At 61.4% G+C, this 24,453-nt stretch carries 21 protein-coding genes and 1 pseudogene; 18 read left to right on the top strand and 4 right to left on the bottom strand.

The features are described 5' to 3' along the window. Positions 1-18: 18 nt before the first annotated feature. From kdpB to GF111_RS06460, 3 genes are read right to left on the bottom strand one after another with little or no spacing between them, the layout of a single operon-like run. The gene (gene kdpB, locus GF111_RS06470) at positions 19-2,088 is read right to left on the bottom strand and encodes a potassium-transporting ATPase subunit KdpB (RefSeq protein ID WP_047728494.1); all 2,070 of its coding nucleotides are present in this window, start codon (positions 2,086-2,088) and stop codon (positions 19-21) included. 26 nt (positions 2,089-2,114) lie between these two features. Beyond that, positions 2,115-3,803: a potassium-transporting ATPase subunit KdpA gene (gene kdpA / locus GF111_RS06465; protein WP_038877511.1), complete on the bottom strand. Its 1,689-nt coding sequence runs from the start codon at positions 3,801-3,803 to the stop codon at positions 2,115-2,117. After that, complete coding sequence (locus GF111_RS06460; RefSeq protein ID WP_016928742.1) at positions 3,803-3,892, bottom strand: K(+)-transporting ATPase subunit F; 90 nt, start codon at positions 3,890-3,892, stop codon at positions 3,803-3,805. The genes kdpA and GF111_RS06460 overlap by 1 nt, the downstream gene beginning before the upstream one ends. Positions 3,893-4,333: 441 nt before the next feature. Here GF111_RS06460 and GF111_RS06455 point away from each other — a divergent pair, with 441 nt between their 5' ends. From GF111_RS06455 to nei, 12 genes and pseudogenes are all read left to right on the top strand, one after another. Next, a complete protein-coding gene (locus GF111_RS06455; protein WP_004939916.1) occupies positions 4,334-4,543 on the top strand; it encodes a YbfA family protein in 210 nt (69 codons plus the stop codon). A 141-nt stretch (positions 4,544-4,684) separates the two neighbouring features. Beyond that, on the top strand, positions 4,685-5,641 hold the full coding sequence (locus GF111_RS06450; protein WP_147191178.1) for a DUF523 and DUF1722 domain-containing protein: 957 nt from the start codon (positions 4,685-4,687) through the stop codon (positions 5,639-5,641). 15 nt (positions 5,642-5,656) lie between these two features. Next, positions 5,657-7,087: a deoxyribodipyrimidine photo-lyase gene (gene phrB, locus GF111_RS06445; protein WP_147191176.1), complete on the top strand. Its 1,431-nt coding sequence runs from the start codon at positions 5,657-5,659 to the stop codon at positions 7,085-7,087. Between the two features lie 22 nt (positions 7,088-7,109). Continuing rightward, positions 7,110-8,090, top strand: coding sequence for an MBL fold metallo-hydrolase (locus GF111_RS06440; protein ID WP_038877517.1), 981 nt, complete (start codon positions 7,110-7,112; stop codon positions 8,088-8,090). Positions 8,091-8,108: 18 nt separating this feature from the next. Further along, on the top strand, positions 8,109-8,852 hold the full coding sequence (locus tag GF111_RS06435; RefSeq protein WP_038877518.1) for a type 2 GTP cyclohydrolase I: 744 nt from the start codon (positions 8,109-8,111) through the stop codon (positions 8,850-8,852). A 159-nt stretch (positions 8,853-9,011) separates the two neighbouring features. Further along, positions 9,012-9,668: a 5-oxoprolinase subunit PxpB gene (gene pxpB / locus GF111_RS06430; RefSeq protein WP_147191174.1), complete on the top strand. Its 657-nt coding sequence runs from the start codon at positions 9,012-9,014 to the stop codon at positions 9,666-9,668. Next, positions 9,662-10,594, top strand: a complete 933-nt coding sequence (gene pxpC / locus GF111_RS06425; protein WP_038877519.1) for a 5-oxoprolinase subunit PxpC — start codon at positions 9,662-9,664, stop codon at positions 10,592-10,594. The genes pxpB and pxpC overlap by 7 nt, the downstream gene beginning before the upstream one ends. Continuing rightward, positions 10,584-11,324 carry a 5-oxoprolinase subunit PxpA gene (gene pxpA / locus GF111_RS06420; RefSeq protein WP_038877521.1) on the top strand — a complete coding sequence of 247 codons (741 nt, stop codon included), beginning with the start codon at positions 10,584-10,586 and terminating at the stop codon, positions 11,322-11,324. The genes pxpC and pxpA overlap by 11 nt, the downstream gene beginning before the upstream one ends. Positions 11,325-11,418: 94 nt before the next feature. Next, complete coding sequence (locus GF111_RS06415; protein ID WP_038877524.1) at positions 11,419-12,150, top strand: DUF969 domain-containing protein; 732 nt, start codon at positions 11,419-11,421, stop codon at positions 12,148-12,150. Beyond that, positions 12,147-13,167, top strand: a pseudogene (locus GF111_RS06410) (DUF979 domain-containing protein). The gene GF111_RS06415 and the pseudogene GF111_RS06410 overlap by 4 nt, the downstream one beginning before the upstream one ends. 8 nt (positions 13,168-13,175) lie before the next feature. Further along, complete coding sequence (gene pcp, locus GF111_RS06405; RefSeq protein ID WP_047728481.1) at positions 13,176-13,820, top strand: pyroglutamyl-peptidase I; 645 nt, start codon at positions 13,176-13,178, stop codon at positions 13,818-13,820. Between the two features lie 53 nt (positions 13,821-13,873). After that, the gene (gene nei / locus GF111_RS06400; protein ID WP_038877530.1) at positions 13,874-14,665 is read left to right on the top strand and encodes an endonuclease VIII; all 792 of its coding nucleotides are present in this window, start codon (positions 13,874-13,876) and stop codon (positions 14,663-14,665) included. A gap of 57 nt (positions 14,666-14,722) precedes the next feature. Here the strand turns inward: nei and GF111_RS06395 are convergent, their stop codons facing one another. Further along, a complete protein-coding gene (locus GF111_RS06395; protein WP_016928730.1) occupies positions 14,723-16,015 on the bottom strand; it encodes a citrate synthase in 1,293 nt (430 codons plus the stop codon). A 730-nt stretch (positions 16,016-16,745) separates the two neighbouring features. Here GF111_RS06395 and sdhC point away from each other — a divergent pair. The 6 genes from sdhC (at position 16,746) to odhB (ending at position 24,341) form a co-directional block, all read left to right on the top strand. Then, entirely contained in the window at positions 16,746-17,135 is a 390-nt protein-coding gene (sdhC, locus tag GF111_RS06390; RefSeq protein ID WP_004939893.1) for a succinate dehydrogenase cytochrome b556 subunit, read from the top strand. Beyond that, a complete protein-coding gene (gene sdhD / locus GF111_RS06385; RefSeq protein WP_004939891.1) occupies positions 17,129-17,476 on the top strand; it encodes a succinate dehydrogenase membrane anchor subunit in 348 nt (115 codons plus the stop codon). Before sdhC ends, sdhD begins: the two co-directional genes overlap by 7 nt. Continuing rightward, a complete protein-coding gene (sdhA, locus tag GF111_RS06380) occupies positions 17,477-19,243 on the top strand; it encodes a succinate dehydrogenase flavoprotein subunit (protein ID WP_015376974.1) in 1,767 nt (588 codons plus the stop codon). It abuts the gene before it with no gap. A 16-nt stretch (positions 19,244-19,259) separates the two neighbouring features. Next, entirely contained in the window at positions 19,260-19,976 is a 717-nt protein-coding gene (locus tag GF111_RS06375; RefSeq protein WP_004939885.1) for a succinate dehydrogenase iron-sulfur subunit, read from the top strand. Positions 19,977-20,251: 275 nt separating this feature from the next. Further along, positions 20,252-23,059, top strand: a complete 2,808-nt coding sequence (sucA, locus tag GF111_RS06370; RefSeq protein ID WP_004939884.1) for a 2-oxoglutarate dehydrogenase E1 component — start codon at positions 20,252-20,254, stop codon at positions 23,057-23,059. Between the two features lie 64 nt (positions 23,060-23,123). Next, a complete protein-coding gene (gene odhB / locus GF111_RS06365; RefSeq protein ID WP_033637469.1) occupies positions 23,124-24,341 on the top strand; it encodes a 2-oxoglutarate dehydrogenase complex dihydrolipoyllysine-residue succinyltransferase in 1,218 nt (405 codons plus the stop codon). Positions 24,342-24,453 lie beyond the last annotated feature (112 nt).

Here is a 24,453-nt window from a genome sequence, read left to right as displayed (position 1 = left end):
GTTCATTTCCCTCAATGGTTAACCGGCGACGTGCAGCGCGACCAGGATCAGGTCGATCAGTTTGATGCCGACGAACGGCACCAGCAGGCCGCCGACCCCGTACAGCCACAGGTTGCGGCGCAGCAGGGCCGCGGCGCTCATCGGTTTGTAGCTCACCCCTTTCAACGCCAGCGGGATCAGGAACACGATCACCAGGGCGTTGAAGATCACCGCCGACATGATGGCGGAGGCCGGGGAATGCAGATGCATCACGTTCAGCGCGTTCAGCTGCGGATAGGTGGCCGCGAACGCCGCCGGAATGATGGCAAAGTATTTGGCCACGTCGTTGGCGATGCTGAAGGTGGTCAGCGAGCCGCGCGTCATCAGCATCTGTTTGCCGATGTGCACCACTTCGATCAGCTTGGTCGGGTTGGAATCCAGATCGACCATGTTGCCTGCCTCTTTGGCGGCCTGGGTGCCGGAGTTCATCGCCACCGCCACATCGGCCTGCGCCAGCGCCGGGGCGTCGTTGGTGCCGTCGCCGGTCATCGCCACCAGGCGGCCTTCCGCCTGGTACTGGCGGATCAGCGCCAGCTTGGCTTCCGGCGTGGCTTCCGACAGGAAGTCGTCCACCCCGGCTTCGGCGGCGATCGCCGCCGCGGTCAGCGGGTTATCGCCGGTGATCATCACCGTTTTGATGCCCATCTTGCGCAGCTCATTGAAGCGTTCCTTGATGCCGCCCTTGACGATATCCTTCAGCGCTACCACGCCCAGCACCCGGGCGCCTTCCGCCACCACCAGCGGTGTACCGCCGGTGCGCGCCACGCTTTCCACCAGATCGTCCACCGCCCGCGGGAAGTGCCCCTGATTGGATTCGACGTGACGGCGAATGGCATCCACTGCGCCTTTGCGGATCATGCGCTCCTGCACGTTGACGCCGCTCATGCGGGTCTGGGCGGAGAAGGGCACGAAGGTGGCGTTCAGCGCCTGCAGATCGCGTTCGCGCAGGTTGAATCGCTGTTTGGCCAACACCACGATGCTGCGGCCTTCCGGCGTTTCGTCCGCCAGCGAGGCCAGCTGCGCGGCATCCGCCAGCTCTTGCTCTTTCACGCCCGGCGCCGGCAGGAACTCCGAAGCCTGGCGGTTGCCCAGCGTGATGGTGCCGGTTTTATCCAGCAGCAGCACGTCCACGTCGCCGGCGGCTTCCACCGCGCGGCCGCTGGTGGCGATCACGTTGGCGCCGAGCATGCGGCTCATCCCGGCCACGCCGATGGCGGACAGCAGGCCACCGATGGTGGTGGGGATCAGACAGACCAGCAGCGCGACCAGCACGGTGATGGTGACCACGCTGCCGCTGCCGGCCGCTTCCACGCTGTATTGCGAGAACGGGAACAGGGTGGCGGTGGCCAGGACGAACACGATGGTCAGCGCCACCAGCAGGATAGTCAGTGCGATCTCATTCGGCGTTTTGCGGCGTTTGGCGCCTTCCACCATGGCGATCATGCGATCGAGGAAGGTTTCCCCCGGGTTGACGCTGCACTGCACCACCAGCCAGTCGGACAGCACGCGGGTGCCGCCGGTGACCGAGGAGAAGTCGCCGCCGGACTCGCGGATCACCGGCGCGGACTCACCGGTGATGGCGCTTTCATCTACCGAGGCGCCGCCTTCCAGCACTTCGCCGTCGCACGGGATGGTGTCGCCGGCTTCCACCAGCACGATATCGCCCTTGCGCAGGCTTTCGGCGGCCACTTTCTCCGTGGCGCCGTCGCGGCGCGGGCCGGCCAGTTTTTTCGCCCAGCTGGTTTTCTTGGTGCCCTTCAGGCTTTCCGCCTGGGCCTTGCTGCGCCCTTCGGCCAGCGCTTCCGCGAAGTTGGCGAACAGCACGGTGAACCACAGCCACAGGGAGACGCTGCCGGTAAAGGCGGCGGCGCCGTCGGTTTGGCCGGTGAGGATCGCCAGCCAGATGGCGGTGGTCAGAATGCTGCCGATATACACCACGAACATCACCGGGTTGCGCCATTGAACGCGAGGGTCCAGTTTTTTCACCGCATCGATCAGCGCGGTGCGCACCAGGGCCGGTTCAAACAGCGCGCGTTGTTTGCGAGTCATCTCTTATTCTCTCTCTGTGACGTCTGTTAGTTTGCCAACCAAAGCTGCAAATGCTCGGCCACCGGGCCCAGCGCCAGCGCCGGCACGAAGGTCAGCGCGCCCACCAGCAACACGGTGCCGATCAGCAGGCCGATAAACAGCGGCCCATAGGTCGGCAGGGTGCCGTTGCCCGCCGGTTGGCGTTGTTTGGCGCTCAGCGAACCGGCGATCGCCAGCACCGGCAGGATCACCCCGAAGCGGCCGACAAACATGGCGAAGGCCAACAGCAGGTTGTAGAACGGCGTATTGACGCTCAACCCGGCGAAGGCGCTGCCGTTGTTGTTGGCGGCGGAGGACAGGGCATACAGCACTTCGCTGAAGCCGTGGGCGCCCGGGTTGAGGATGCCGGCGCGGCCCGCGTCGGTGCCGATGGCCAGCGCGCTGCCCAGCAACACCAGCGTCGGCGTGACCAGGATCGCCAGCGCGGTCATCTTCATGTCGTAAACGTCGATTTTCTTGCCCAGATATTCCGGGGTGCGGCCGATCATCAGACCGGCGATAAACACCGTCAGCAGCACGAACAGCAGCATGCCGTACAGGCCGGAGCCGACGCCGCCGAACACCACCTCACCGATCTGCATCAGCCACATCGGCACCATGCCACCCAGCGCGGTGAAAGAGTCGTGCATGGCGTTAACCGCCCCGCAGGACGCGGCGGTGGTCACCACCGAGAACAGGCTGGTGGCAAGAATGCCGAAGCGCGACTCTTTGCCCTCCATATTGATGTTGCTGTCGGCGCCCAGCGCGCTCAGGTGCGGGTTGCCCGCCAGTTCGGCGTACATCACCACCACCACTGCTACCACGAAGATCAGCGCCATTGCCCAGATCAGTGCATGGCCCTGGCGGTTTTCACCGGCCAACTGGCCGAAGGAGAAGCACAGCGCGCAGGGGATCAGGAAGATGGCCAGCATCTGCACGAAGTTGGTCAGCACGGTTGGGTTCTCGAACGGGTGCGCCGAGTTGGCGCCGAAGAAGCCGCCGCCGTTGGTGCCAAGCATCTTGATCGCTTCCTGCGAGGCGACCGGCCCCATCGGCAGCGTCTGCTGCGCGCCTTCGAGCGTGGTGACGTGCAGGTAAGGCAGGAAGTTTTGCAGCGTGCCTTGGCTGACGAAGAACAGGGCGATCAGCAGCGCGATCGGCAGCAGCACATACAGCGTGATGCGGAACAGATCGGCCCAGGCGTTGCCGACGGTGTTGCCGGCGCGGCGGGTAAAGGCGCGGATCAGCGCAAAGGCCACGGCGATGCCGGTGGAGGCGGAGACGAAGTTCTGCACCGCCAGCCCGGCCATCTGGCTGAAATAGCTGAGGGCGCTTTCGCCGCTGTAGGCCTGCCAGTTGGTGTTGGTGACGAAGCTGACGGCGGTGTTGAGCGCCAGATCCCAGGAGAGGCCCGGGAAGCCTTGCGGGTTGAGCGGCAGCGAGCCCTGCGTCATCAGCAGGGCGAACAGTAGCGCCAGGCCGAGCAGGTTGAACGCCAGGATCGCCAGCGCGTACTGCCACCAGTTCATTTCGGTAGCGCGAATGCCGCAGGCGCGCCAGACGCCGGCTTCCACCCCGCGCAGCGCAGGCAGCGGCTCACCCTCGATCAGGCGCGCCATAAAGCCGCCCAGCGGCCGGGCCAGCAGCAGAAGCACCAGCAGGAAGCTGGCGATCAGTAAAAAGGCTGAAGCCGCCATCAGAAATCCTCCGCGTTAAACAGGGCGTAGACCAAATAGGCCAACAGCAGCAGAACCAACAGCGCACCACCAATAACGCTGAAACTCACGGGACACCTCCAGAGGTGTTGTTTTTGATAGAGGCAGTGTAGGGAGAGGGGTAGAAAGAAGATGAAAAAATCGCGCGGGTGGGTGTAAAAAAAGTATAAAAATGGCTGAAATTTCAGCGGAAATTCAGCGCTTCAACCATCAGGCCGGTGGCGAGATTGCCCCTGATGGGGGAGGGAGAACGGGCGTAAGCGGGAAATAACCACCCGGATAATAACCACAATGTAACCAATGGTAAGTTAAAAATTAACCTGACTGTAACAAAATTACGGATCGCTGCGGCGATTAGCGATTTTTTGTGCGATTTAGTGGTCGGATGAGTAGTAAAATTTCATCAAGTGCGCTAAAATTTTGCCCAGTTACCAAATTACCGATTGTTCATTTGATACGCCGACGCCGTTTTCCCTGACAAATCAACGGCAGGCGTTTTTAAGGAGGTTCGCATGTCTACTACCTATCACGCTTATTCACTGCATCGGATTCTCCTGCGCCGCAGCGCAGTGGTTATCGCGGGCATTTTGGCCCTGCCGGTGATGCTGTTCCGCAGCGACCGCGGGCGTTTTTACAGCTACCTGCACCGCGTCTGGTCAAAAACCAGCGATAAGCCGGTCTGGCTGCAGCAGGCGGAACTGGCGTCCTGCGATTTCTACTGAGCCACTGCCGATTCACGAAAAACCCTCGCCCTGCGGCGGGGGTTTTTTTATGCCTATAGCCGCCCCTATCAAGCGCAAGGTCGTATTCGGCAAGCCATTCTTCTACACTTTCCTCATCGGCCAACAACACGGGAGAGCGATATGAGCGACAAGATCCCTATCGGTATCAGCGCCTGTTTACTGGGCGAGGCGGTGCGTTTCGACGGCGGCCACAAGCGGCTGGCCTTTGCGGTGGAACAGTTGGCACCCTATGTGCGCTTTGAGCCCGTTTGCCCGGAAATGGCGATCGGCCTGCCCACGCCGCGCCCGGCGCTGCGCCTGGTGAAGCAGGCGCAGCCGTGGCCGGCGATGCGCTACAGCAACGACGCCGGCGTGGATCTTACCGAGGAGATGCGCGGCTTCTCCGCGCAGCGCGTGGCGGCCTTGCAGCATCTGTGCGGCTATATCGTCTGCGCCAAGTCACCGAGCTGCGGCCTGGAGCGGGTGCGGGTCTACAGCGAAAACGGCAAGGACTCGCGTAAAAACGGCGTCGGTCTGTTTACCGCCGAACTGCTGCGCCAGATGCCGTGGCTGCCGGTGGAAGAGGATGGACGATTGCAGGACGCGGCACTGCGGGAAAACTTCATTGAACGGGTATACGCGCTGTACGAGCTGAACATGCTGTGGCGTCAGGGGCTGACCCGCGGCGGGCTGATCGCGTTTCACAGCCGCTATAAGCTGTCGCTGCTGGCGCATTCGCAGCCGGTGTATCGGGAGCTGGGGCGCTTCGTCGCCGATATTCACCGCTGGGACTCGCTGGAGGCCTTCGCCGTGGAATACCGCAGCCGCCTGATGGCGCTGTTGGCGCACAAGGCAACGCGCCGCAACCACACCAATGTGCTGATGCACGTGCAGGGCTACTTCCGCCGTCAGCTCAGTACGGCGCAGCGCCAGGAGTTGGCGCACCTGATCGACCGCTACCGGCAGGGCATGCAGCCGCTGTTGGCGCCGATCGCCTTGCTCAAGCATTACATGGCGGAATACCCCGATCGCTATCTGGCGGAACAACGCTATTTCGAACCTTATCCGGAGGCGCTGCGTTTGCGTTACGGCCATTGATTGACAAGGAGTTTTATGACCACGCATCTGGTCTGGTTGCGTAACGATCTGCGTATCACCGACAACAAAGCGCTGCAGGCGGCCTGCAGCGATCCCGAAGCCCGGGTGCTGGCGGTGTTTATCGCCACGCCGCAGCAGTGGCGGCAACATGAGATGGCGCCGCGGCAGGCGGCGCTGATCCACGCCAGCCTGCAGGCGGTGCAGCAGGCGCTGGCGCACAAGGGCATTGCGCTGCATTGCCATTCCTGTGCGGACTTTGCCGCGTCGATTGATTGGCTGTCGGACTATTGTGAGCGGGAGCAGGTGGATGCGCTGTTTTACAATCGCCAATACGAACTGAACGAACGGCGGCGCGATGCGCGGCTGGAACAGCGGTTGAGTGGCCGGGTGAGGTGCCACGGTTTCGATGACAGCCTGCTGTTGCCGCCGGGCAGCGTGCTCACCGGCGGCGGCGAGATGTACAAGGTCTATACGCCGTTTCGCAACGCCTTTCTTCAACGCCTGACCGAGTCCGACGTGAGTTGCCTGCCGGCGCCGAAGATCCGCGCCGGTGGTGCGTTACCCATGCCTGAAGCGCCGGTGGCGTTCGATTATCCCGTGGCAGACATCGGGGAAGGCTATCCCGCCGGTGAGGAGGCCGCGTTGCAGCGGCTGCGCGCCTTTTGCCGCGAGCAGGTGCAGGATTACCTCCGGCAGCGCGATCTGCCGGCCCTCGCCGGCACCAGTAGCCTGTCGCCCTATCTGGCGATCGGCGTGCTGTCGCCGCGCCAGTGCTTCAATCGCCTGCGCGCCGAATGCCCGCAGCTGCTGGAAGATCGCGAAAGCGGTGCCTTCGCCTGGCTCAACGAGCTGATTTGGCGCGAGTTCTATCGCCATCTGCTGGTGGCCTATCCCGATCTGTGCCGCCATCAGCCGTTTATTGCCTGGACGGACAAGGTGCGCTGGTGCGATGACGCGGCGAAGCTGCAGGCCTGGCAGCGGGGCGAGACCGGCTACCCGATCGTCGATGCCGCCATGCGCCAGCTCAACGCCACCGGCTGGATGCACAACCGGCTGCGCATGATCAGCGCCAGTTTTCTGGTGAAGGATCTGCTGATCGACTGGCGCGCCGGGGAGCGCTATTTCATGTCGCAACTGCTGGATGGGGATCTGGCGGCCAACAACGGCGGCTGGCAGTGGGCGGCCTCCACCGGCACCGACGCCGCGCCGTATTTCCGCATCTTCAACCCGACGACTCAGGGTGAACGTTTTGATCCACAAGGCACTTTTATCCGTAAATGGTTGCCGGAACTGGCGGATGTGCCCGACAATGACATCCATCATCCCCATCGCTGGGCGGAAAAGCAGCGATGCACGCTGAACTACCCGCTGCCGATCGTCGACCATAAGCAAGCCCGGCTGGAGACGCTGGCGGCGTTCGAGGCGGCAAAACGGGGAGAGTCTTGAGGCAACTGCAAGGAGCGACGCAATGATGAAAAAGGTGCTGGCCCTGTGCCTGAGCGGCTATTCGGCGCTGGCGATCGCCGGCTTTGACGTGGTGGCGCTCGGCGTCGACGGCGGCGTCAGCGACGGGAATCTGACCTCCTACCTGATCCGCAGCGACAATCAGCCGCGGTATGTGGCGCTGGACGCCGGTTCGCTGCTGCCGGGCATCGCCAAAGGGCTGGAGAAGGGCAGCTTCCCGCAGGTGACGCCCGAGCTGGCCGCGCCTTACACGCCGCAGGGCTATGTGTTCCGGCAGTTGATCGGCAGCTACTTTATCAGCCACGGCCACCTGGACCACGTGGCGGGGCTGATCGTCGGCTCACCCGAGGACAATAAAAAAACCGTTTACGCCCAGGCGGACACGGTACTGACCCTGCGTAATCACTACTTCAACTGGAAGGCGTGGCCGAACTTTACCGACGCCGGCAACGGCTCGCGGCTGGGCACCTACCGGCTGCAAACGGTGCGGCCGCAGCAGCGGTTTACCCTCGGCCTGACCGGATTGACCGGCGTGATGTACCCGCTCAGCCACGATCGCTATCCGTCGTCGATGCTGCTGATTTCCAACGGCAACGAGTTCTTCGCCTACTTCGGCGATACCGGGCCGGATAAGGTGGAGCAGTCGCGCGATCTCGATACCGTCTGGCGCGCGCTGGGGCCGCTTGTCGAGCAGAAGAAGCTCAAGGGCATGATTATCGAAACCTCTTACCCTAACGGGGTGGAGGATAAACATCTGTACGGTCATTTGACGCCGGCTTGGCTGCTGAAGGAGCTGAAGAACCTGACGCAGTACAGCGGCGGCGATGGCTCGCTGAACGGTTTGCCGGTGGTGATCAGCCACATCAAGCCCAGCCTGAAACAGGGCGAAGACACGCGCGCCGCCATTGCGCAACAGCTGGCGCAGGGCAACGATCTGGGCGTGAAATTTATCCTGATGGCGCAGGGCGACCGGCAGACATTTTGACTATGAAGAGAGAAGAGAATGCGTAACCTCGATCTGGAACAACTGATCAACACGGAACTGAACGTCGCGGCGTTTCAGGACTACGCCCCCAACGGATTGCAGGTAGAAGGCTGCCCGCACGTGCAGCGTATCGTGACCGGCGTCACCGCCTGTCAGGCGCTGCTGGACGCCGCGGTGGCGCATCAGGCCGACGCGATTATCGTGCACCATGGCTATTTCTGGAAAAACGAGGCGCCGGCGGTGCGCGGCATGAAGCGCAACCGCCTGAAAACGCTGCTGACCCACGATATCAACCTGTACGGCTACCACCTGCCGCTGGACGCGCATCCGGTGCTGGGCAACAACGCGCAGCTGGCGCAGGCGCTGGGCATTCGGGTGATTGGCGAAGTCGAGCCGCTGGTGCCGCACGGCGAATTTGAACAGCCGCTGACCGGCGAAGCGCTGCAGCAGCGAATCGAAAGCCGGCTGGGGCGCGCGGTGCTGCACTGCGGCGATAACGCGCCTGAGCACATTCGCCGGGTGGCCTGGTGCACCGGTGGCGGCCAGGGCTTTATCGACAGCGCGGCGCGCTTCGGCGTCGATGCGTTCATCAGCGGTGAAGTGTCTGAGCAGACCATTCACAGCGCGCGCGAAATGGGCGTGCATTTCTTCGCCGCCGGCCACCACGCCACCGAGCGCGGCGGCGTGAAGGCGCTGGGCGACTGGCTGGCGCAGCACCACGGCTTTGATGTGACCTTTATCGATATCCCGAATCCCGCCTGATTTTTTTCTTCCCCGGATCCAGCCCGGCCTGTGCGCCGGCTGAATCCTTTTACCGCGCTATTTCCTTATTTTCCTTATGGTTGCGTTCTATTGACAGCCGGGGCCGCGTCACGCATAACTGGTGTGTTTTTCATCGCGATAATAATAAGGAGAATAAGGGTGCAACAAGCACGTTATTACCTGTTGGGTGAAAGAGCGGTAGTGCTTGAACTGTCGCCGCCGGTGACCTTACCGAGCCAGCAGCGCATCTGGGCGCTGGCGGAAAAGCTGAATCACCACCCCGACGTGCGGGAAGTGGTGCCGGGGATGAATAACCTGACGCTGTTGCTGCATACGCCGCAGGCCGACGCCGAAGCGATGCTCGCATTGTTGCAACAAGGTTGGGAAAGCAAAGAGAGCCTGACGCCGGAATCGCGTCAGGTGGATATTCCGGTGATCTACGGCGGGGAGCAAGGCCCCGATCTGGATGAAGTGGCGCGCCATACCGGCATGACGCCGCGGCAGGTGGTGGAATGCCACGCGGCGGCGGCCTACGTGGTCTATTTCCTCGGCTTTCAGCCGGGTTTCTCCTATTTGGGCGGCATGCCGGAACAGCTGGCGACGCCGCGCCGCGCTGAGCCGCGTCTGGCGGTGGCGGCCGGCTCCGTCGGCATCGGCGGCGGCCAGACCGGCATCTATCCGCTGGTGACGCCCGGCGGCTGGCAGCTGATTGGCCGCACGCCGCTGGCGCTGTTCAATCCGCATGAAATGCCGCCGACGCTGCTGCGCCCGGGCGATAACGTGCGCTTCGTGCCGCAGAAGGAGGGCGTATGCTGATTATTCTGCGTGCCGGCATCTATACCACGGTGCAGGATTTGGGCCGCGAGGGATTCCGACGCCTGGGCATCAGCACCGGCGGGGCGCTGGATCAACCGGCGTTGAAGATCGCCAACCTGCTGGTGGGCAATGCGCCGGAGGCCGCCGGGCTGGAGATCACCCTCGGCCAGTTCAGCGCCGAGTTTACCCGCCCTGGCTGGATCGCCCTGACCGGCGCCGGCTGCGACGCGCAGCTGGACGGCAAGCCGCTGTGGACCGGCTGGCGCTACCCGGTGAAAAAGGGGCAGCGGCTGGCGCTGGGCACGCCGAAACGCGGCATGCGCAGCTACCTGGCGATCTCGGGCGGCATCGCCGTGCCGGAAATGCTGGGCTCGTGCAGCACCGACATGAAAGCCGCCTTTGGCGGCCACGAAGGCCGTAATCTGAAGGACGGCGATCGGCTGCCGCTGGGCAAATCCCACGCGCTGCCGCAACACCGCTGTGGCGTGAAGCAGCTGCTGTTCACCAACCGCATCCGCGCACTGCCGGGGCCGGAGTACGCTGAGTTCAGCGAAGAGGCGCAGGACACGTTCTGGCGCACCGCCTGGCAGCTCAGCCCGCAGAGCAACCGCATGGGCTACCGCCTGCACGGCGGCACGCCGCTGGAGCGCACCACCGACCGAGAGATGCTGTCGCACGGCCTGCTGCCCGGCGTGGTGCAGGTGCCGCACAACGGCCAGCCGATCGTGCTGATGGCCGATGCGCAAACCACCGGCGGTTACCCGCGTATCGCCTGCGTGATCGAGGCCGATCTCTACCACTTGGCGCAGATCCGTCTCGGCGAACCGATCCACTTCGTTCTCTGCTCACTGACCGAGGCGCAGCGCGCCAAAGCCGAGCAGGATCTCTTCCTTCGACAGATTGCCTGGGGGTTACATGATCGTTGATTTAAACGCCGATCTCGGCGAAGGCTGCGCCAACGACCAGGCGCTGTTGCAATTGGTGAGTTCGGCCAACATCGCCTGCGGCTTCCACGCCGGCGATGCGCAGACCATGCGTCAGTCGGTGCGCTGGGCATTGCAGTACGGCGTGGCGATCGGCGCTCACCCGAGTTTTCCCGATCGGGAGAACTTCGGCCGCACCCGCATGCAGCTGCCGCCGGAAACGGTCTACGCGCAGGTGGTGTATCAGCTCGGGGCGCTGGCGGCGATCGCCCGCGCCGAGGGCGGAGTGATGGTGCACGTTAAGCCGCATGGCATGCTGTACAACCAGGCGGCGGTTGAGCCGGCGCTGGCGGAAGCGATCGCCCGGGCGGTGCAGGCGGTTGATCCGGCGCTGCGGCTGGTGGGGCTGGCCGGCAGCGAGCTGATTCGCGCCGGGGAACAACTCGGTCTGACCACCCGGCAGGAGGTATTCGCCGATCGCGGCTATCAGGCCGACGGCACGCTGGTGCCGCGCGGTTTGCCGGGGGCGTTGATCGACGATGACGAACAGGCGCTGGCGCAAACGCTGGAGATGGTGCGCCATCACCGGGTGCGCAGCGTGGATGGCGTCTGGACTGCCGTTCAGGCGGAAACCGTCTGCCTGCATGGGGACGGCGAGCATGCGCTGGCGTATGCGCGCAGGCTGCGGGACAGTTTTGTTCAGCAGGGCATCCGCGTCAGCGCGGAGCAGTAAAGCAGTAAAGCAGTAAAGCAATAAAGCAATAAAGCAATAAAGCAAGACACAACATCACAAGCAAAAAACTATTAGAAAATATCGAGGGAAGACTATGGAACAGGCCGTGAATCTCTGGCCACTGATTGGCATCGCCGCCATCGTGGTCGGGTTTGTATTGCGTTTCAACCCGGTGCTGGTGGTGATCGCCGCCGGCATCATCACCGGTTTGGCGGCGCTGATGCCGCTGGATGTCATTCTGGAAAAGCTCGGCGAGGGCTTTCTCAACACCCGTAACCTGCCGCTGATCCTGCTGCTGCCGCTGGCGGTGATCGGCCTGCTGGAGCGCCACGGGCTGAAAGAGCGTGCGCAGGCGTGGATCGCCAAGATCAAAAGCGCCACCGCCGGCCGTTTGCTGATCGTATACCTGTTCGTGCGCGAGATTACTGCAGCGATGGGGCTGACCAGCCTGGGCGGGCATCCGCAGATGGTGCGGCCGCTGCTGGCGCCGATGGCGGAAGGAGCGACGGAAAACCGCTACGGCGAGCTGCCGGAGCGCACCCGCCACCGTCTGCGCGCCATGTCGGCCGCGACCGACAACGTCGGGCTGTTCTTCGGCGAAGATATCTTCGTCGCCTTCGGCGCGATCATCTTCATGCACAACTTTATGCTGGAGTCCGGCGGCATTCAGACCGAGCCGCTGCATATCGCGCTGTGGGGCATTCCGACCGCGATTTTCGCTTTCCTGATCCACGCGTTGCGGCTGTATCGGATGGATAAGCAGCTGAGCGCCGAGCTGGCGCAGCTGAATCAGGCGGCGCTGCAGGCGAAGGGGGAGGCACGATGAACTTCCAGCAACAATATCTCTACTGGCTGGCCGGCAGCGGTGCTGCTGATTGTGGCGGTGATGTCCTTCCGCGATCGCGCCAACCCGCGCCGCATCACCACCGGGCTGTTTTGGGGGCTGTACGGCCTGGTGTTCCTGGTCGGCGACTGGACTTACCGCCTGCTGGGCGACGTACTGGGCGAGGGCAGCAACGAAAAACGCATGCTGCATATCATCGTTGGCGGGGTGGTGGTGGTGATGGCCCTGATTGCCGGCTTTGGCGGTGTGCGCCTCGGCAGCTATCACCAGCGGACGCCGCAGGAGCGCGAGGCCAGCGCCAAGCGCCTGGGCAACAAGCTGTTTATCCCCGCCCTGGCGATCCCGGTGGTGACGGTGATCGGCGTGCTGTTGTTCAACAACGTGCCGGCGTTGCAAACCGCGGTGTTCGGCAGCGGCAACCATGCGACGTTGATCACCCTGTTCTCGATGACCGTCGGCTGCCTGATTGGCCTGGCGATCGCGGTGAAAATGACCCACGAGAAGGCGCTGCAGCCGGTGCAGGAAGCGCGGCGCTTGCTGGATTCGATCGGCTGGGCGTTCATTCTGCCGCAGATCCTCGCCACGCTGGGGCTGCTGTTTACCGTCGCCGGCGTCGGCACCGCGATCTCGCATTTGACCCAGGAGTATCTGGCGGTCGATAACCGCTTTATCGCTGTGGCAGTCTACGCTATCGGTATGGCGGTGCTGACCATGGTGATGGGCAACGCCTTCGCCGCTTTCCCGATCGTTACCGCCGGCATCGGCATTCCGATCCTGGTGTTGCAGCACGGCGGCAACCCGGCGGTGATGGCGGCGATCGGCATGTTTTCCGGCTATTGCGGCACCCTGATGACGCCGATGGCGGCGAACTTCAACATCGTGCCGGCGGCGTTGCTGGAGCTGCCGGACAAGAATGCGGTGATCAAGGCGCAGGTGCCGACCGGCGTGCTGCTGCTGTTGGTTAACGTGTTCCTGCTGTATTTCCTGATGTTCCTGTAGGAGTAAGGATGCAAAAAGTATTGATTACCGGCTTTGAGCCGTTTGGCGGCGAGCGCCTCAACCCCTCCTGGGAAGTGGTGAAGCAGCTCAATGATATGGAGCTGGTCGGCACGCGCATCGTGGCGCGCCAGCTGCCGTGCGTGTTCGGCGCGGCGTTGGACGCGCTCAATGCGGCGATCGACGAGGTGCAGCCGGTGATGGTGCTGGCTATCGGCCAGGCCGGCGGCCGTACCGACATCACGATTGAACGGGTGGCGATCAACGTCGACGACGCGCGTATCCCCGACAATCAGGGGCAGCAACCGGTGGATGAGCCGATCGTCGCCGGCGGTCCGGCGGCCTATTTCAGCACTTTGCCGATTAAAGCGATGGTCAGTTCGATGCGCGAGGCCGGCATTCCGGCCGCCGTTTCGCAGACCGCCGGCACCTATGTGTGCAACCATGTCATGTATGGCCTGCTGCACCGTTTGAGCGGCCAGCACGAGGTCAAGGGCGGGTTTATCCATATCCCGTACCTGCCGGAACAGGCGGCGGCACACCCGGGTGCGCCGAGCATGGCGGCCTCGACGGTGCTGTTTGCATTGGAGCTGGCCGTTTCCATCGCTTTGCAGGTGGAGCACGATCTGAAAGTGGTGGGCGGCGCGACGCATTAATCATGTCATCCCCGGCGCATCGGGCTGCGCCGGGTCTACGCAAGGAGTGGTCTATGCCGGAAGGACCGGAGATTCGCCGGGCGGCGGACAAATTGGCGGCGGCAGTGATCGATCAGCCGCTGACCGCCGTCGATTTCGCTTTTCCCCAGCTGAAACACTATCGCCAGCGTCTGCTCGGCGAGCGCATCGTCGCCATCGAGCCGCGCGGCAAGGCGCTGCTGACCCATTTCTCCAATGGGCTGACAATGTACAGCCATAACCAGCTGTACGGCGTGTGGAAAGTGGCGGCGGCAGGGGAGACGCCGGAGACCAAGCGCGATCTGCGGGTGCGGCTGGAAACCGCCCGCAGCGCGATATTGCTTTACAGCGCTTCCGACATTACCGTCGGGCCGCGCGAGGAAATAGAGCAACACCCGTTTTTGCAACGCATCGGCCCCGACGTGTTGGACATGTCGCTGACGGTAGACGATGTGGAGGAGCGGTTGCTGACGCCGCGTTTTCGCCGCAGGCAGCTGGGGGGCATGCTGCTCGACCAGGCGTTTCTTGCCGGATTGGGCAATTATCTGCGCGCCGAAATCCTGTGGCAGGCCGAACTGGCGCCGCAGCACAAACCGCAGGATCTGACGCCAGAGGCGCTGCGCCGCCTGGCGGAGGCATTGCTGGCGGTGCCGCGCCTTTCCTACCAGACGCGCGGGCAGGCGGATGACAACCGGCATCACGGCGCGCTGTTTCGCTTCAAGGTATTTCATCGCAGCGGCGAGCCCTGCGAACGCTGCGGTGGGATGATCGTGCGTACCGAACTGTCGTCGCGGCCGTTTTATTGGTGCCCGGGCTGCCAGAAATAACCAAAAAAAACGCCGCCCGAAGGGGCGGCGCTGTGCGGTTTCAGCCGGGAAAGCGGCTTACTTGTTTTTCAGCTGGGATTTGAAATCACGCTCGGCATAGCCGGTGTACAGCTGACGCGGACGGGCAATTTTGATGCCTTCGTCGTGCATTTCGTTCCAGTGGGCGATCCAGCCGATGGTGCGCGCGATGGCGAAGATCACGGTGAACATGGAAGAAGGAATGCCCATCGCCTTCAGGATGATGCCGGAGTAGAAGTCGACGTTCGGGTACAGTTTCTTCTCGATGAAGTACGGGTCGTTCAGCGCGATGTGTTCCAGCTCCATCGCGACCTGCAGCAGGTTGTCGTCCTTCTTGTTCAGCTCTTTCAGCACTTCGTGACAGGTTTCGCGCATCACGGTAGCGCGCGGATCGTAGTTCTTGTACACGCGGTGGCCGAAGCCCATCAGGCGGAAGGAGTCGTTCTTGTCCTTGGCGCGCTTGATGAATTCTGGAATGTGCTCGACGGTCTTGATCTCTTCCAGCATTTTCAGCGCCGCTTCGTTGGCGCCGCCGTGCGCCGGTCCCCACAGGGAGGCGATACCGGCCGCGATGCAGGCGAACGGGTTGGCGCCGGAAGAGCCGGCGGTGCGCACGGTAGAGGTAGAGGCGTTCTGCTCATGGTCGGCGTGCAGGATCAGAATGCGGTCCATGGCGCGTTCCAGCACCGGGTTCACCACGTACTCTTCGCACGGAGTGGCGAACATCATGTGCAGGAAGTTGCCGGCATAGGACAGATCGTTGCGTGGGTAAACGAACGGCTGGCCCAGGGAATATTTGTAGCACATCGCGGCCACGGTCGGCATCTTGGACAGCAGACGGAACGCGGTGATTTCACGGTGACGCTCGTTGTTGACGTCCAGCGCATCGTGGTAGAACGCCGCCAGCGCGCCGGTCACACCGCACAGCACCGCCATCGGGTGCGAGTCGCGACGGAAACCACGGAACAGATGGGTGATCTGGTCGTGAATCATGGTGTGGCGGGTGACGGTGGTCTTGAAGGTCTCGAACTCTTCCGGCGTTGGGGTCTCGCCGTACAGCAGGATGTAGCACACTTCCAGGTAGGAAGATTCTTTCGCCAGCTGCTCGATAGGGAAGCCGCGGTGCAGCAGCACGCCTTTGTCGCCGTCGATGAAGGTAATCTTGGATTCGCAAGAAGCGGTGGAGGTAAAGCCGGGATCAAATGTGAAATAACCTTTGGAACCCAGAGCGCGGACATCGAGGACATCAGGGCCCAGTGTCGGTGTCAATACGCCCAGTTCGATCGGAGCTTCGCTGTCGTTAATGGTTAGCGTCGCTTTCTTATCAGTCATTTACTGTCTCCTTAGCGCCTTATTTTAAAAACCACTAACAACTGAAATACCTTAAATCTCTGCAGGTTGCCCGCAAAAAAATGGTGCGGACGCTAACTCTGTGAGCGACTGCGCAACTGTGCGCGGGTAGGGTACAGAGTGCTGACCAGGCGAACGAGACGGGTGACCAGTTGTTAACGATTCATAGTAATTCGTTATAGTCTGTTAATCTTACCTATGAGCTGTTCGAAGAGATGTGAACCTATCCCAATAATCTGTTTTTATTTGCTTTATTTGCTTTTTGACGCCGGCAAAATCGAGCGGGAAACAACGGCTATTGGGATAGGTTCGTCAAATACACTGTTGCATAACTCGAACCCGGGGGGAAGTGTATCTGCTGACCCATAGCGCATCATAGGACCGTTTGTGCCCCTATATGTAATGGAAATGTTGATCTCTTGTCAAATCAGATAATTAATTTTGCACTAATTGTGAAATCCGTGATCTGAATCACTGTTCGGGGGAAATGTTATCAAAGCGGTTGTATGAGAATTGTAATCAGAATGTGATCCTCCTATACTGCCGCCAGGTCTCCGGATTACCCTGAAGTAGGAGCACCCAGCGTTATAAATGCGCGCCGTTTGAGCACAGAGGATGTTGATGTTTGAGCGCGTGACGTGTAAGGGTTTTAGGCTCTTAACGCTGTCTGATCCCCGCCCAGGCCCGGAGGAAGGAAAATAATAAGAGCTGTGTGGGCAAATACGTGAAAAAACAACGACCTGTCAACTTGGATCTGCAAACGATCCGGTTCCCCGTAACTGCGATAGCGTCTATCTTACACCGAGTCTCTGGCGTAATTACCTTCGTTGCCGTGGGTATCCTCCTCTGGCTGCTGGGCCTGTCACTCTCTTCCCAAGAGGGGTTCCTGCAGGCGGCCGCCATCATGAATAGCTTCATCGTCAAATTCATATTCTGGGGCATCCTCACGGCGCTGGCCTATCACATTTGCGGTGGCATCCGTCACTTGTTAATGGATTTTGGCTACATCGAAGAGAGTTTGGCCGCCGGTACCCGTTCCGCCCAGGTGGCGATCGGTCTGACCGTCGTGCTGTCAGTTCTGGCTGGAGTCCTCGTATGGTAAACAACGTTTCTGCATTAGGGCGCAACGGCGTGCACGATTGGCTGCTGCTGCGCGCTTCCGCTATCATCATCACCCTGTACGTCCTGTATATCCTGGGCTTCTTCGTCACGGCCCCGGAACTGACTTATGACATCTGGCGCGGTTTCTTCGCCACTTCCATTACGAAAGTGTTCACTCTGCTGACCTTGCTGTCGATTCTGGTGCACGCCTGGATCGGGCTGTGGCAGGTGCTGACGGACTACGTCAAGCCACTGGCGGTTCGCCTGGTGTTGCAGCTGGCTGTCGTGGTCGCGTTGCTGGTCTATTTACTGTACGGAACAATCGTAGTGTGGGGTGCTTAAATGAAACTGCCAGTCAGAGAGTTTGATGCCGTCGTAATCGGCGCCGGCGGTGCGGGCATGCGTGCCGCGCTGCAAATTTCCCAAGCGGGCTCGACCTGTGCCCTGCTGTCCAAAGTTTTCCCGACCCGTTCCCATACCGTGTCCGCACAGGGCGGCATCACCGTCGCGCTGGGCAACAGCCACGAGGACAACTGGGAATGGCATATGTACGACACGGTGAAAGGTTCCGACTATATCGGTGACCAGGATGCCATCGAATATATGTGTAAAACCGGCCCGGAAGCGATTCTGGAACTGGAACACATGGGCCTGCCGTTCTCTCGTCTGGACGACGGCCGCATCTATCAGCGCCCGTTCGGCGGCCAGTCGCTGAACTTCGGCGGCGAGCAGGCGGCGCGTACCGCAGCCGCAGCCGACCGTACCGGCCACGCGCTGCTGCACACCCTGTACCAACAGAACCTGAAAAACCACACCACCATCTTCTCCGAGTGGTATGCGCTTGATCTGGTGAAAAACCAGGACGGCGCGGTGGTCGGCACCACGGCTATCTGTATCGAAACCGGTGAAGTGGTTTACTTCAAAGCCAAGGCCACCGTGCTGGCGACCGGCGGCGCAGGCCGTATTTACCAGTCCACCACCAACGCCCACATCAACACCGGCGACGGTGTCGGCATGGCGCTGCGCGCCGGCGTGCCGGTGCAGGACATGGAAATGTGGCAGTTCCACCCGACCGGCATCGCCGGCGCGGGCGTGCTGGTGACCGAAGGCTGCCGCGGCGAAGGCGGTTACCTGCTGAACAAACACGGCGAGCGCTTCATGGAGCGTTATGCGCCGAATGCCAAAGATCTGGCGGGCCGCGACGTGGTTGCCCGTTCGATCATGATCGAAATTCGCGAAGGCCGCGGCTGCGACGGTCCTTGGGGCCCGCACGCCAAGTTGAAGCTGGATCACCTGGGTAAAGAGGTGCTGGAATCCCGTCTGCCGGGCATTCTGGAACTGTCCCGTACCTTCGCGCACGTCGATCCGGTGAAAGAGCCGATCCCGGTTATCCCAACCTGCCACTATATGATGGGCGGCATTCCGACCAAGGTGACCGGCCAGGCGTTGACCGTGAACGAGAAAGGCGAAGACGTGGTGATCCCGGGGCTGTTCGCGGTGGGCGAAATCGCCTGCGTATCGGTGCACGGCGCCAACCGCTTGGGCGGCAACTCGCTGCTCGACCTGGTGGTGTTCGGCCGTTCCGCCGGCATGCACCTGCAGGAATCGCTGGAAGAGCAGGGCGTGAGCCGTGACGCCAGCGACTCCGACGTGGAAGCCTCGCTGGACCGTCTGAACCGTTGGAACAACACCCGTTCCGGCGAAGACCCGGTCGAAATTCGCAAGGCGCTGCAGTCTTGCATGCAGCACAACTTCTCGGTATTCCGCGAAGGCGATGCGATGGCCAAGGGCCTGGAAGAACTGAAAGTGATCCGTGAACGTCTGAAGAACGCACGCCTGGACGATACCTCCAGCGAGTTCAACACCCAGCGCATCGAGTGCCTGGAGTTGGATAACCTGATGGAGACCGCGTATTCCACCGCCGTGTCGGCCAACTTCCGTACCGAGAGCCGTGGCGCACACAGCCGCTTCGACTACCCGGAACGCGATGACGCCAACTGGCTGTGCCATTCGCTGTATCTGCCGCAATCGGAAAGCATGACGCGTCGTGAAGTGAACATGCAACCGAAGCTGCGCCCGGCATTCCCGCCGAAAGTGCGTTCTTACTAATTGCGGAGATCGACAGATGAAACTCGAATTTTCCATTTATCGCTACAACCCGGATGTCGATGACGCGCCGCACATGCAGGACTACACCCTGGAAGCGGAAGAAGGTCGCGACATGATGCTGCTGGATGCGTTGATCCAGCTGAAAGAAAAAGACCCGACCCTGTCGTTCCGTCGCTCATGCCGTGAAGGCGTGTGCGGTTCCGATGGCCTGAACATGAACGGTAAAAACGGCCTGGCGTGCATCACCCCGATTTCGTCGCTGCGCAAAGGCAACGGCAAGATCGTGATCCGTCCGCTGCCGGGCCTGCCGGTGGTGCGCGATCTGGTGGTGGATATGGGCCAGTTCTATACCCAGTATGAAAAGATCAAGCCATACCTGCTGAACGACGGCAAGAACCCGCCGGCGCGCGAGCACCTGCAGTCGCCGGAGCAGCGCGCCAAGCTGGACGGTCTGTACGAGTGCATTCTGTGCGCCTGCTGCTCGACCTCTTGTCCATCGTTCTGGTGGAACCCGGACAAGTTCATCGGGCCTGCCGGTCTGTTGGCGGCATATCGCTTCCTGATCGACAGCCGTGACACGGAAACGCAAGAACGTTTAGATGATCTGGACGACGCTTTTAGTGTTTTCCGCTGCCATAGCATTATGAATTGTGTCAGTGTATGTCCTAAAGGCTTGAACCCGACGCGTGCTATCGGGCATATCAAGTCCATGCTGCTGCAACGCGGCGCATAAACGGAATGAGATGCTGCGCCGGGCTCTTTTCCGGCGCACATCCCATAGGGGAGGGAACCTCTAAAAACTGACCCGCGGCTGCGGCGCTATGCAGCCTGGTTCTTCCGCCGGTTTTTAGAGGTTCCTTGTAAGGGACCGCAAGGTCCATAACAGAACGTATCGGGCCGTCATGGCCGCAAGTACGTCGAGTGAACCGTTTTACGGCAAACCGTATTCATCACGGTAATTATGTTAACCACGGCGAAAACTAAAGCTTCAAAGCTTAAGGGATCATGATGCAGAACGGCGCAATGAAGGCCTGGCTGGATTCCTCCTATCTGGCGGGCGCGAACCAGTCTTACATAGAACAGCTCTATGAAGACTTCTTAACCGATCCGGGTTCCGTTGAAGATAGCTGGCGTTCCATTTTTCAACAGCTACCAACCGCGGGTGTCAAACCCGATCAGCTTCACTCTCAAACGCGCGATTACTTCCGCCGCCTGGCGAAAGACTCCGCGCGCTATAACACCACCATCACCGATCCGGAAACCGACGCCAAACAGGTCAAGGTACTGCAGCTGATCAACGCCTTCCGCTTCCGCGGGCATCAGCATGCCAACCTCGATCCGCTCGGCCTGTGGCAGCGCGAGCAAGTTCCTGACCTTGATCCCGCTTACCACAACCTGACCGAAGCCGATTTCCAGGAAACCTTCAACGTGGGCTCTTTCGCCATCGGCAAAGAAACCATGAAGCTGGGCGATCTGTACGCCGCGCTGAAGCAGACCTATTGCGGGTCGATCGGTGCTGAGTATATGCACATCACCAACACCGAAGAGAAACGCTGGATCCAACAGCGCATCGAGTCAGTGGTGGGGCGCGCCAGCTTTACCGCCGACGAAAAACGCCGTTTCCTGAACGAGCTGACCGCGGCGGAAGGCCTGGAACGTTACCTGGGCGCCAAATTCCCGGGCGCTAAACGCTTCTCGCTGGAAGGCGGCGACGCGCTGGTGCCGATGCTGAAAGAGATGGTGCGCCACGCCGGTAAGAACGGCACGCGCGAAGTGGTGTTGGGCATGGCCCACCGCGGCCGTCTGAACGTGCTGATCAACGTGCTGGGCAAAAAGCCGGCCGACCTGTTCGACGAATTCGCCGGCAAGCATAAAGAACACCTCGGCACCGGTGACGTGAAATATCACCAGGGCTTCTCTTCCGACGTGGAAACCGAAGGCGGCATGGTTCACCTGGCGCTGGCGTTCAACCCGTCGCACCTGGAGATCGTCAGCCCGGTGGTCATGGGCTCGGTACGTGCCCGTCGCGATCGTCTGGACGAAGCGCGCAGCAACATGGTGCTGCCGATCACCATCCACGGCGACGCCGCCATCACCGGCCAGGGCGTGGTTCAGGAAACCCTGAACATGTCTCAGGCTCGTGGCTACGAAGTGGGCGGCACCGTGCGTATCGTCATCAACAACCAGGTTGGTTTCACCACCTCCAACCCGCTGGATGCGCGCTCTACCGAATACTGCACCGACATCGCCAAAATGGTTCAGTCGCCGATCTTCCACGTTAACGCGGACGATCCGGAGGCCGTGGCCTTCGTCACCCGCCTGGCGTTGGATTTCCGTAACACCTTTAAGCGTGACGTGATGATCGATCTGGTCTGCTACCGTCGCCATGGGCACAACGAGGCCGACGAGCCGAGCGCCACCCAGCCGGTGATGTATCAGAAGATCAAGAAACACCCTACGCCGCGCAAAATCTACGCTGACGTTCTGACCGAGCAGAAAGTGGCCAGCCTGGAAGATGCCACGGAAATGGTCAACCTGTACCGTGACGCGCTCGACCGCGGCGATTGCGTGGTTGAAGAATGGCGTCCGATGAACCTGCACTCCTTCACCTGGTCTCCGTACCTGAACCACGAGTGGGACGAAGAGTACCCGAGCAAGGTCGAGATGAAGCGCCTGCAGGAGCTGGGCCGCCGCATCAGCACCGTGCCGGAAGCGATCGAAATGCAGTCGCGCGTGGCGAAAATCTACGCGGACCGCGCCGAGATGGCGGCGGGCAACAAGCCGTTCGACTGGGGCGCCGCCGAAACGCTGGCCTACGCCACCATGGCGGATGAAGGCATTCCAATCCGCATCTCCGGCGAAGACGCCGGCCGCGGTACCTTCTTCCACCGCCACGCGGTGGTGCACAACCAAAAAAACGGTTCCGTCTACGTTCCGCTGGCGAACATCCACAGCGGCCAGGGCGAATTCAAGGTCTGGGACTCCGTGCTGTCCGAAGAAGCGGTGCTGGCGTTCGAATACGGCTACGCGACGGCGGAACCGCGCACGCTGACCATCTGGGAAGCGCAGTTCGGCGACTTCGCCAACGGCGCGCAGGTCGTTATCGACCAGTTCATCAGCTCCGGCGAGCAAAAATGGGGCCGTATGTGCGGCCTGGTGATGCTGCTGCCGCACGGCTATGAAGGCCAGGGCCCAGAGCACTCTTCCGCGCGTCTGGAACGCTATCTGCAGCTGTGCGCAGAGCAGAACATGCAGGTGTGCGTCCCGTCCACGCCGGCGCAGGTTTACCATATGCTGCGTCGTCAGGCGCTGCGCGGTATGCGCCGTCCGCTGGTGGTGATGTCGCCGAAGTCGCTGCTGCGTCACCCGCTGGCGATTTCTTCGCTGGACGAACTGGCCAACGGCACCTTCCTGCCGGCGATCGGCGAGATCGACGACTTGGATCCGAAAGCGGTCAAGCGCGTCGTGCTGTGCTCCGGTAAGGTCTACTACGACCTGCTGGAACAGCGTCGCAAGAACGAGCAGAAAGATGTGGCCATCGTGCGTATCGAGCAGCTGTATCCGTTCCCGCATCAGGCCGTGCAGGCCGTGCTGGAGCAATACTCGCACGTGCATGATTTCGTCTGGTGTCAGGAAGAGCCGCTGAACCAGGGCGCCTGGTACTGCAGCCAACACAACTTCCGTGAAGTGGTACCGTTCGGGGCTTCTTTACGTTACGCAGGACGTCCGGCCTCCGCTTCTCCGGCGGTGGGCTATATGTCCGTACACCAGAAGCAGCAGCAGGCTCTGGTGAACGACGCGCTGAATATTGACTAATGTTCGCTCGCTTGCCGGCCGAGGGGCCGGCAAGCAGATGATAAAAAACTTAAGGGAAAGCTAAATGAGTAGCGTAGATATTCTGGTTCCTGACCTTCCTGAATCGGTTGCCGATGCGACCGTAGCCACCTGGCACAAAAAACCGGGCGACAGCGTGCAGCGTGATGAAGTCCTGGTTGAAATCGAAACCGACAAAGTGGTGTTGGAAGTGCCGGCCAGTGAAGCGGGCATTCTCGATGCTATCGTGGAAGAAGAGGGCGCGACCGTGCTGTCTCGCCAGCTGCTCGGCCGCATCCGTCCGGGCGACAGCTCCGGCAAGCCGACCGCTGAGAAGAGCCAAGAGAAAGAAGCCACGCCTGCCCAGCGCGCTACCGCGAGCCTGGAAGAAGAAAGCAATGACGCGCTCAGCCCGGCGATTCGTCGCCTGATCGCCGAACACGATCTCGATGCCGGCGCCATCAAAGGCACCGGCGTGGGTGGCCGCATCACGCGTGAAGACGTGGAAGCGCACCTGGCCAAAGGCGGCGCCGCTGCCAAACCGGCCGCCGCCGCTGAAGCCGCTCCGCAGCCTGCTCTGGCCGGCCGCAGCGAAAAACGCGTGCCGATGACTCGCCTGCGCAAACGCGTCGCCGAGCGTCTGTTGGAAGCGAAGAACAGCACCGCGATGCTGACCACCTTCAACGAAATCAACATGCAGCCGATCATGGACCTGCGCAAGCAGTACGGCGAAGCCTTCGAGAAGCGCCACGGCGTGCGTCTGGGCTTCATGTCCTTCTACATCAAGGCGGTGGTTGAAGCGCTGAAGCGCTTCCCGGAAGTGAACGCGTCGATCGACGGTTCCGACGTGGTTTACCACAACTACTTCGACATCAGCATCGCGGTTTCGACCCCGCGCGGCCTGGTGACGCCGGTACTGCGCGATGTAGACGCCATGAGCATGGCTGACATCGAGAAGAAAATCAAAGAGCTGGCCGTTAAGGGCCGCGACGGCAAACTGACCGTGGAAGAGCTGACCGGCGGTAACTTCACCATTACCAACGGCGGCGTATTCGGCTCCCTGATGTCTACCCCGATCATCAACCCGCCGCAGAGCGCCATCTTGGGCATGCACGCCATTAAAGATCGCCCAATGGCGGTTAATGGTCAGGTGGTGATCCAGCCGATGATGTATCTGGCGCTGTCTTATGACCACCGCCTGATCGACGGTAAAGAATCCGTCGGTTATCTGGTGACGGTCAAAGAGATGCTGGAAGATCCGGCTCGTCTGCTGCTGGACGTCTAGTAACCCTTGCCGGGCGCGGCATGCCGCGCCCGCACTCTGTGCTATGTGGCCGGAAAACCATGCGGTTTACCGCGTAATAATGGTCCGGCTAAAAACCTTCAGAACTGAATGG

The organism is Serratia sp. HRI (assembly GCF_010119335.3).
Taxonomy (GTDB): Bacteria; Pseudomonadota; Gammaproteobacteria; order Enterobacterales; family Enterobacteriaceae; genus Serratia; species Serratia nevei.
This window is presented reverse-complemented; position numbering and strand designations above follow the sequence as displayed.

Coding starts and splice junctions, on each gene's coding strand:
- kdpB (WP_047728494.1), bottom strand. CDS start 2,088: ATGACTCGCAAACAACGCGCGCTGTTTGAACCGGCCCTGGTGCGCACC.
- kdpA (WP_038877511.1), bottom strand. CDS start 3,803: ATGGCGGCTTCAGCCTTTTTACTGATCGCCAGCTTCCTGCTGGTGCTT.
- GF111_RS06455 (WP_004939916.1), top strand. CDS start 4,334: ATGTCTACTACCTATCACGCTTATTCACTGCATCGGATTCTCCTGCGC.
- GF111_RS06450 (WP_147191178.1), top strand. CDS start 4,685: ATGAGCGACAAGATCCCTATCGGTATCAGCGCCTGTTTACTGGGCGAG.
- phrB (WP_147191176.1), top strand. CDS start 5,657: ATGACCACGCATCTGGTCTGGTTGCGTAACGATCTGCGTATCACCGAC.
- GF111_RS06440 (WP_038877517.1), top strand. CDS start 7,110: ATGATGAAAAAGGTGCTGGCCCTGTGCCTGAGCGGCTATTCGGCGCTG.
- GF111_RS06435 (WP_038877518.1), top strand. CDS start 8,109: ATGCGTAACCTCGATCTGGAACAACTGATCAACACGGAACTGAACGTC.
- pxpC (WP_038877519.1), top strand. CDS start 9,662: ATGCTGATTATTCTGCGTGCCGGCATCTATACCACGGTGCAGGATTTG.
- pxpA (WP_038877521.1), top strand. CDS start 10,584: ATGATCGTTGATTTAAACGCCGATCTCGGCGAAGGCTGCGCCAACGAC.
- GF111_RS06415 (WP_038877524.1), top strand. CDS start 11,419: ATGGAACAGGCCGTGAATCTCTGGCCACTGATTGGCATCGCCGCCATC.
- pcp (WP_047728481.1), top strand. CDS start 13,176: ATGCAAAAAGTATTGATTACCGGCTTTGAGCCGTTTGGCGGCGAGCGC.
- nei (WP_038877530.1), top strand. CDS start 13,874: ATGCCGGAAGGACCGGAGATTCGCCGGGCGGCGGACAAATTGGCGGCG.
- GF111_RS06395 (WP_016928730.1), bottom strand. CDS start 16,015: ATGACTGATAAGAAAGCGACGCTAACCATTAACGACAGCGAAGCTCCG.
- sdhD (WP_004939891.1), top strand. CDS start 17,129: ATGGTAAACAACGTTTCTGCATTAGGGCGCAACGGCGTGCACGATTGG.
- sdhA (WP_015376974.1), top strand. CDS start 17,477: ATGAAACTGCCAGTCAGAGAGTTTGATGCCGTCGTAATCGGCGCCGGC.
- GF111_RS06375 (WP_004939885.1), top strand. CDS start 19,260: ATGAAACTCGAATTTTCCATTTATCGCTACAACCCGGATGTCGATGAC.
- sucA (WP_004939884.1), top strand. CDS start 20,252: ATGCAGAACGGCGCAATGAAGGCCTGGCTGGATTCCTCCTATCTGGCG.
- odhB (WP_033637469.1), top strand. CDS start 23,124: ATGAGTAGCGTAGATATTCTGGTTCCTGACCTTCCTGAATCGGTTGCC.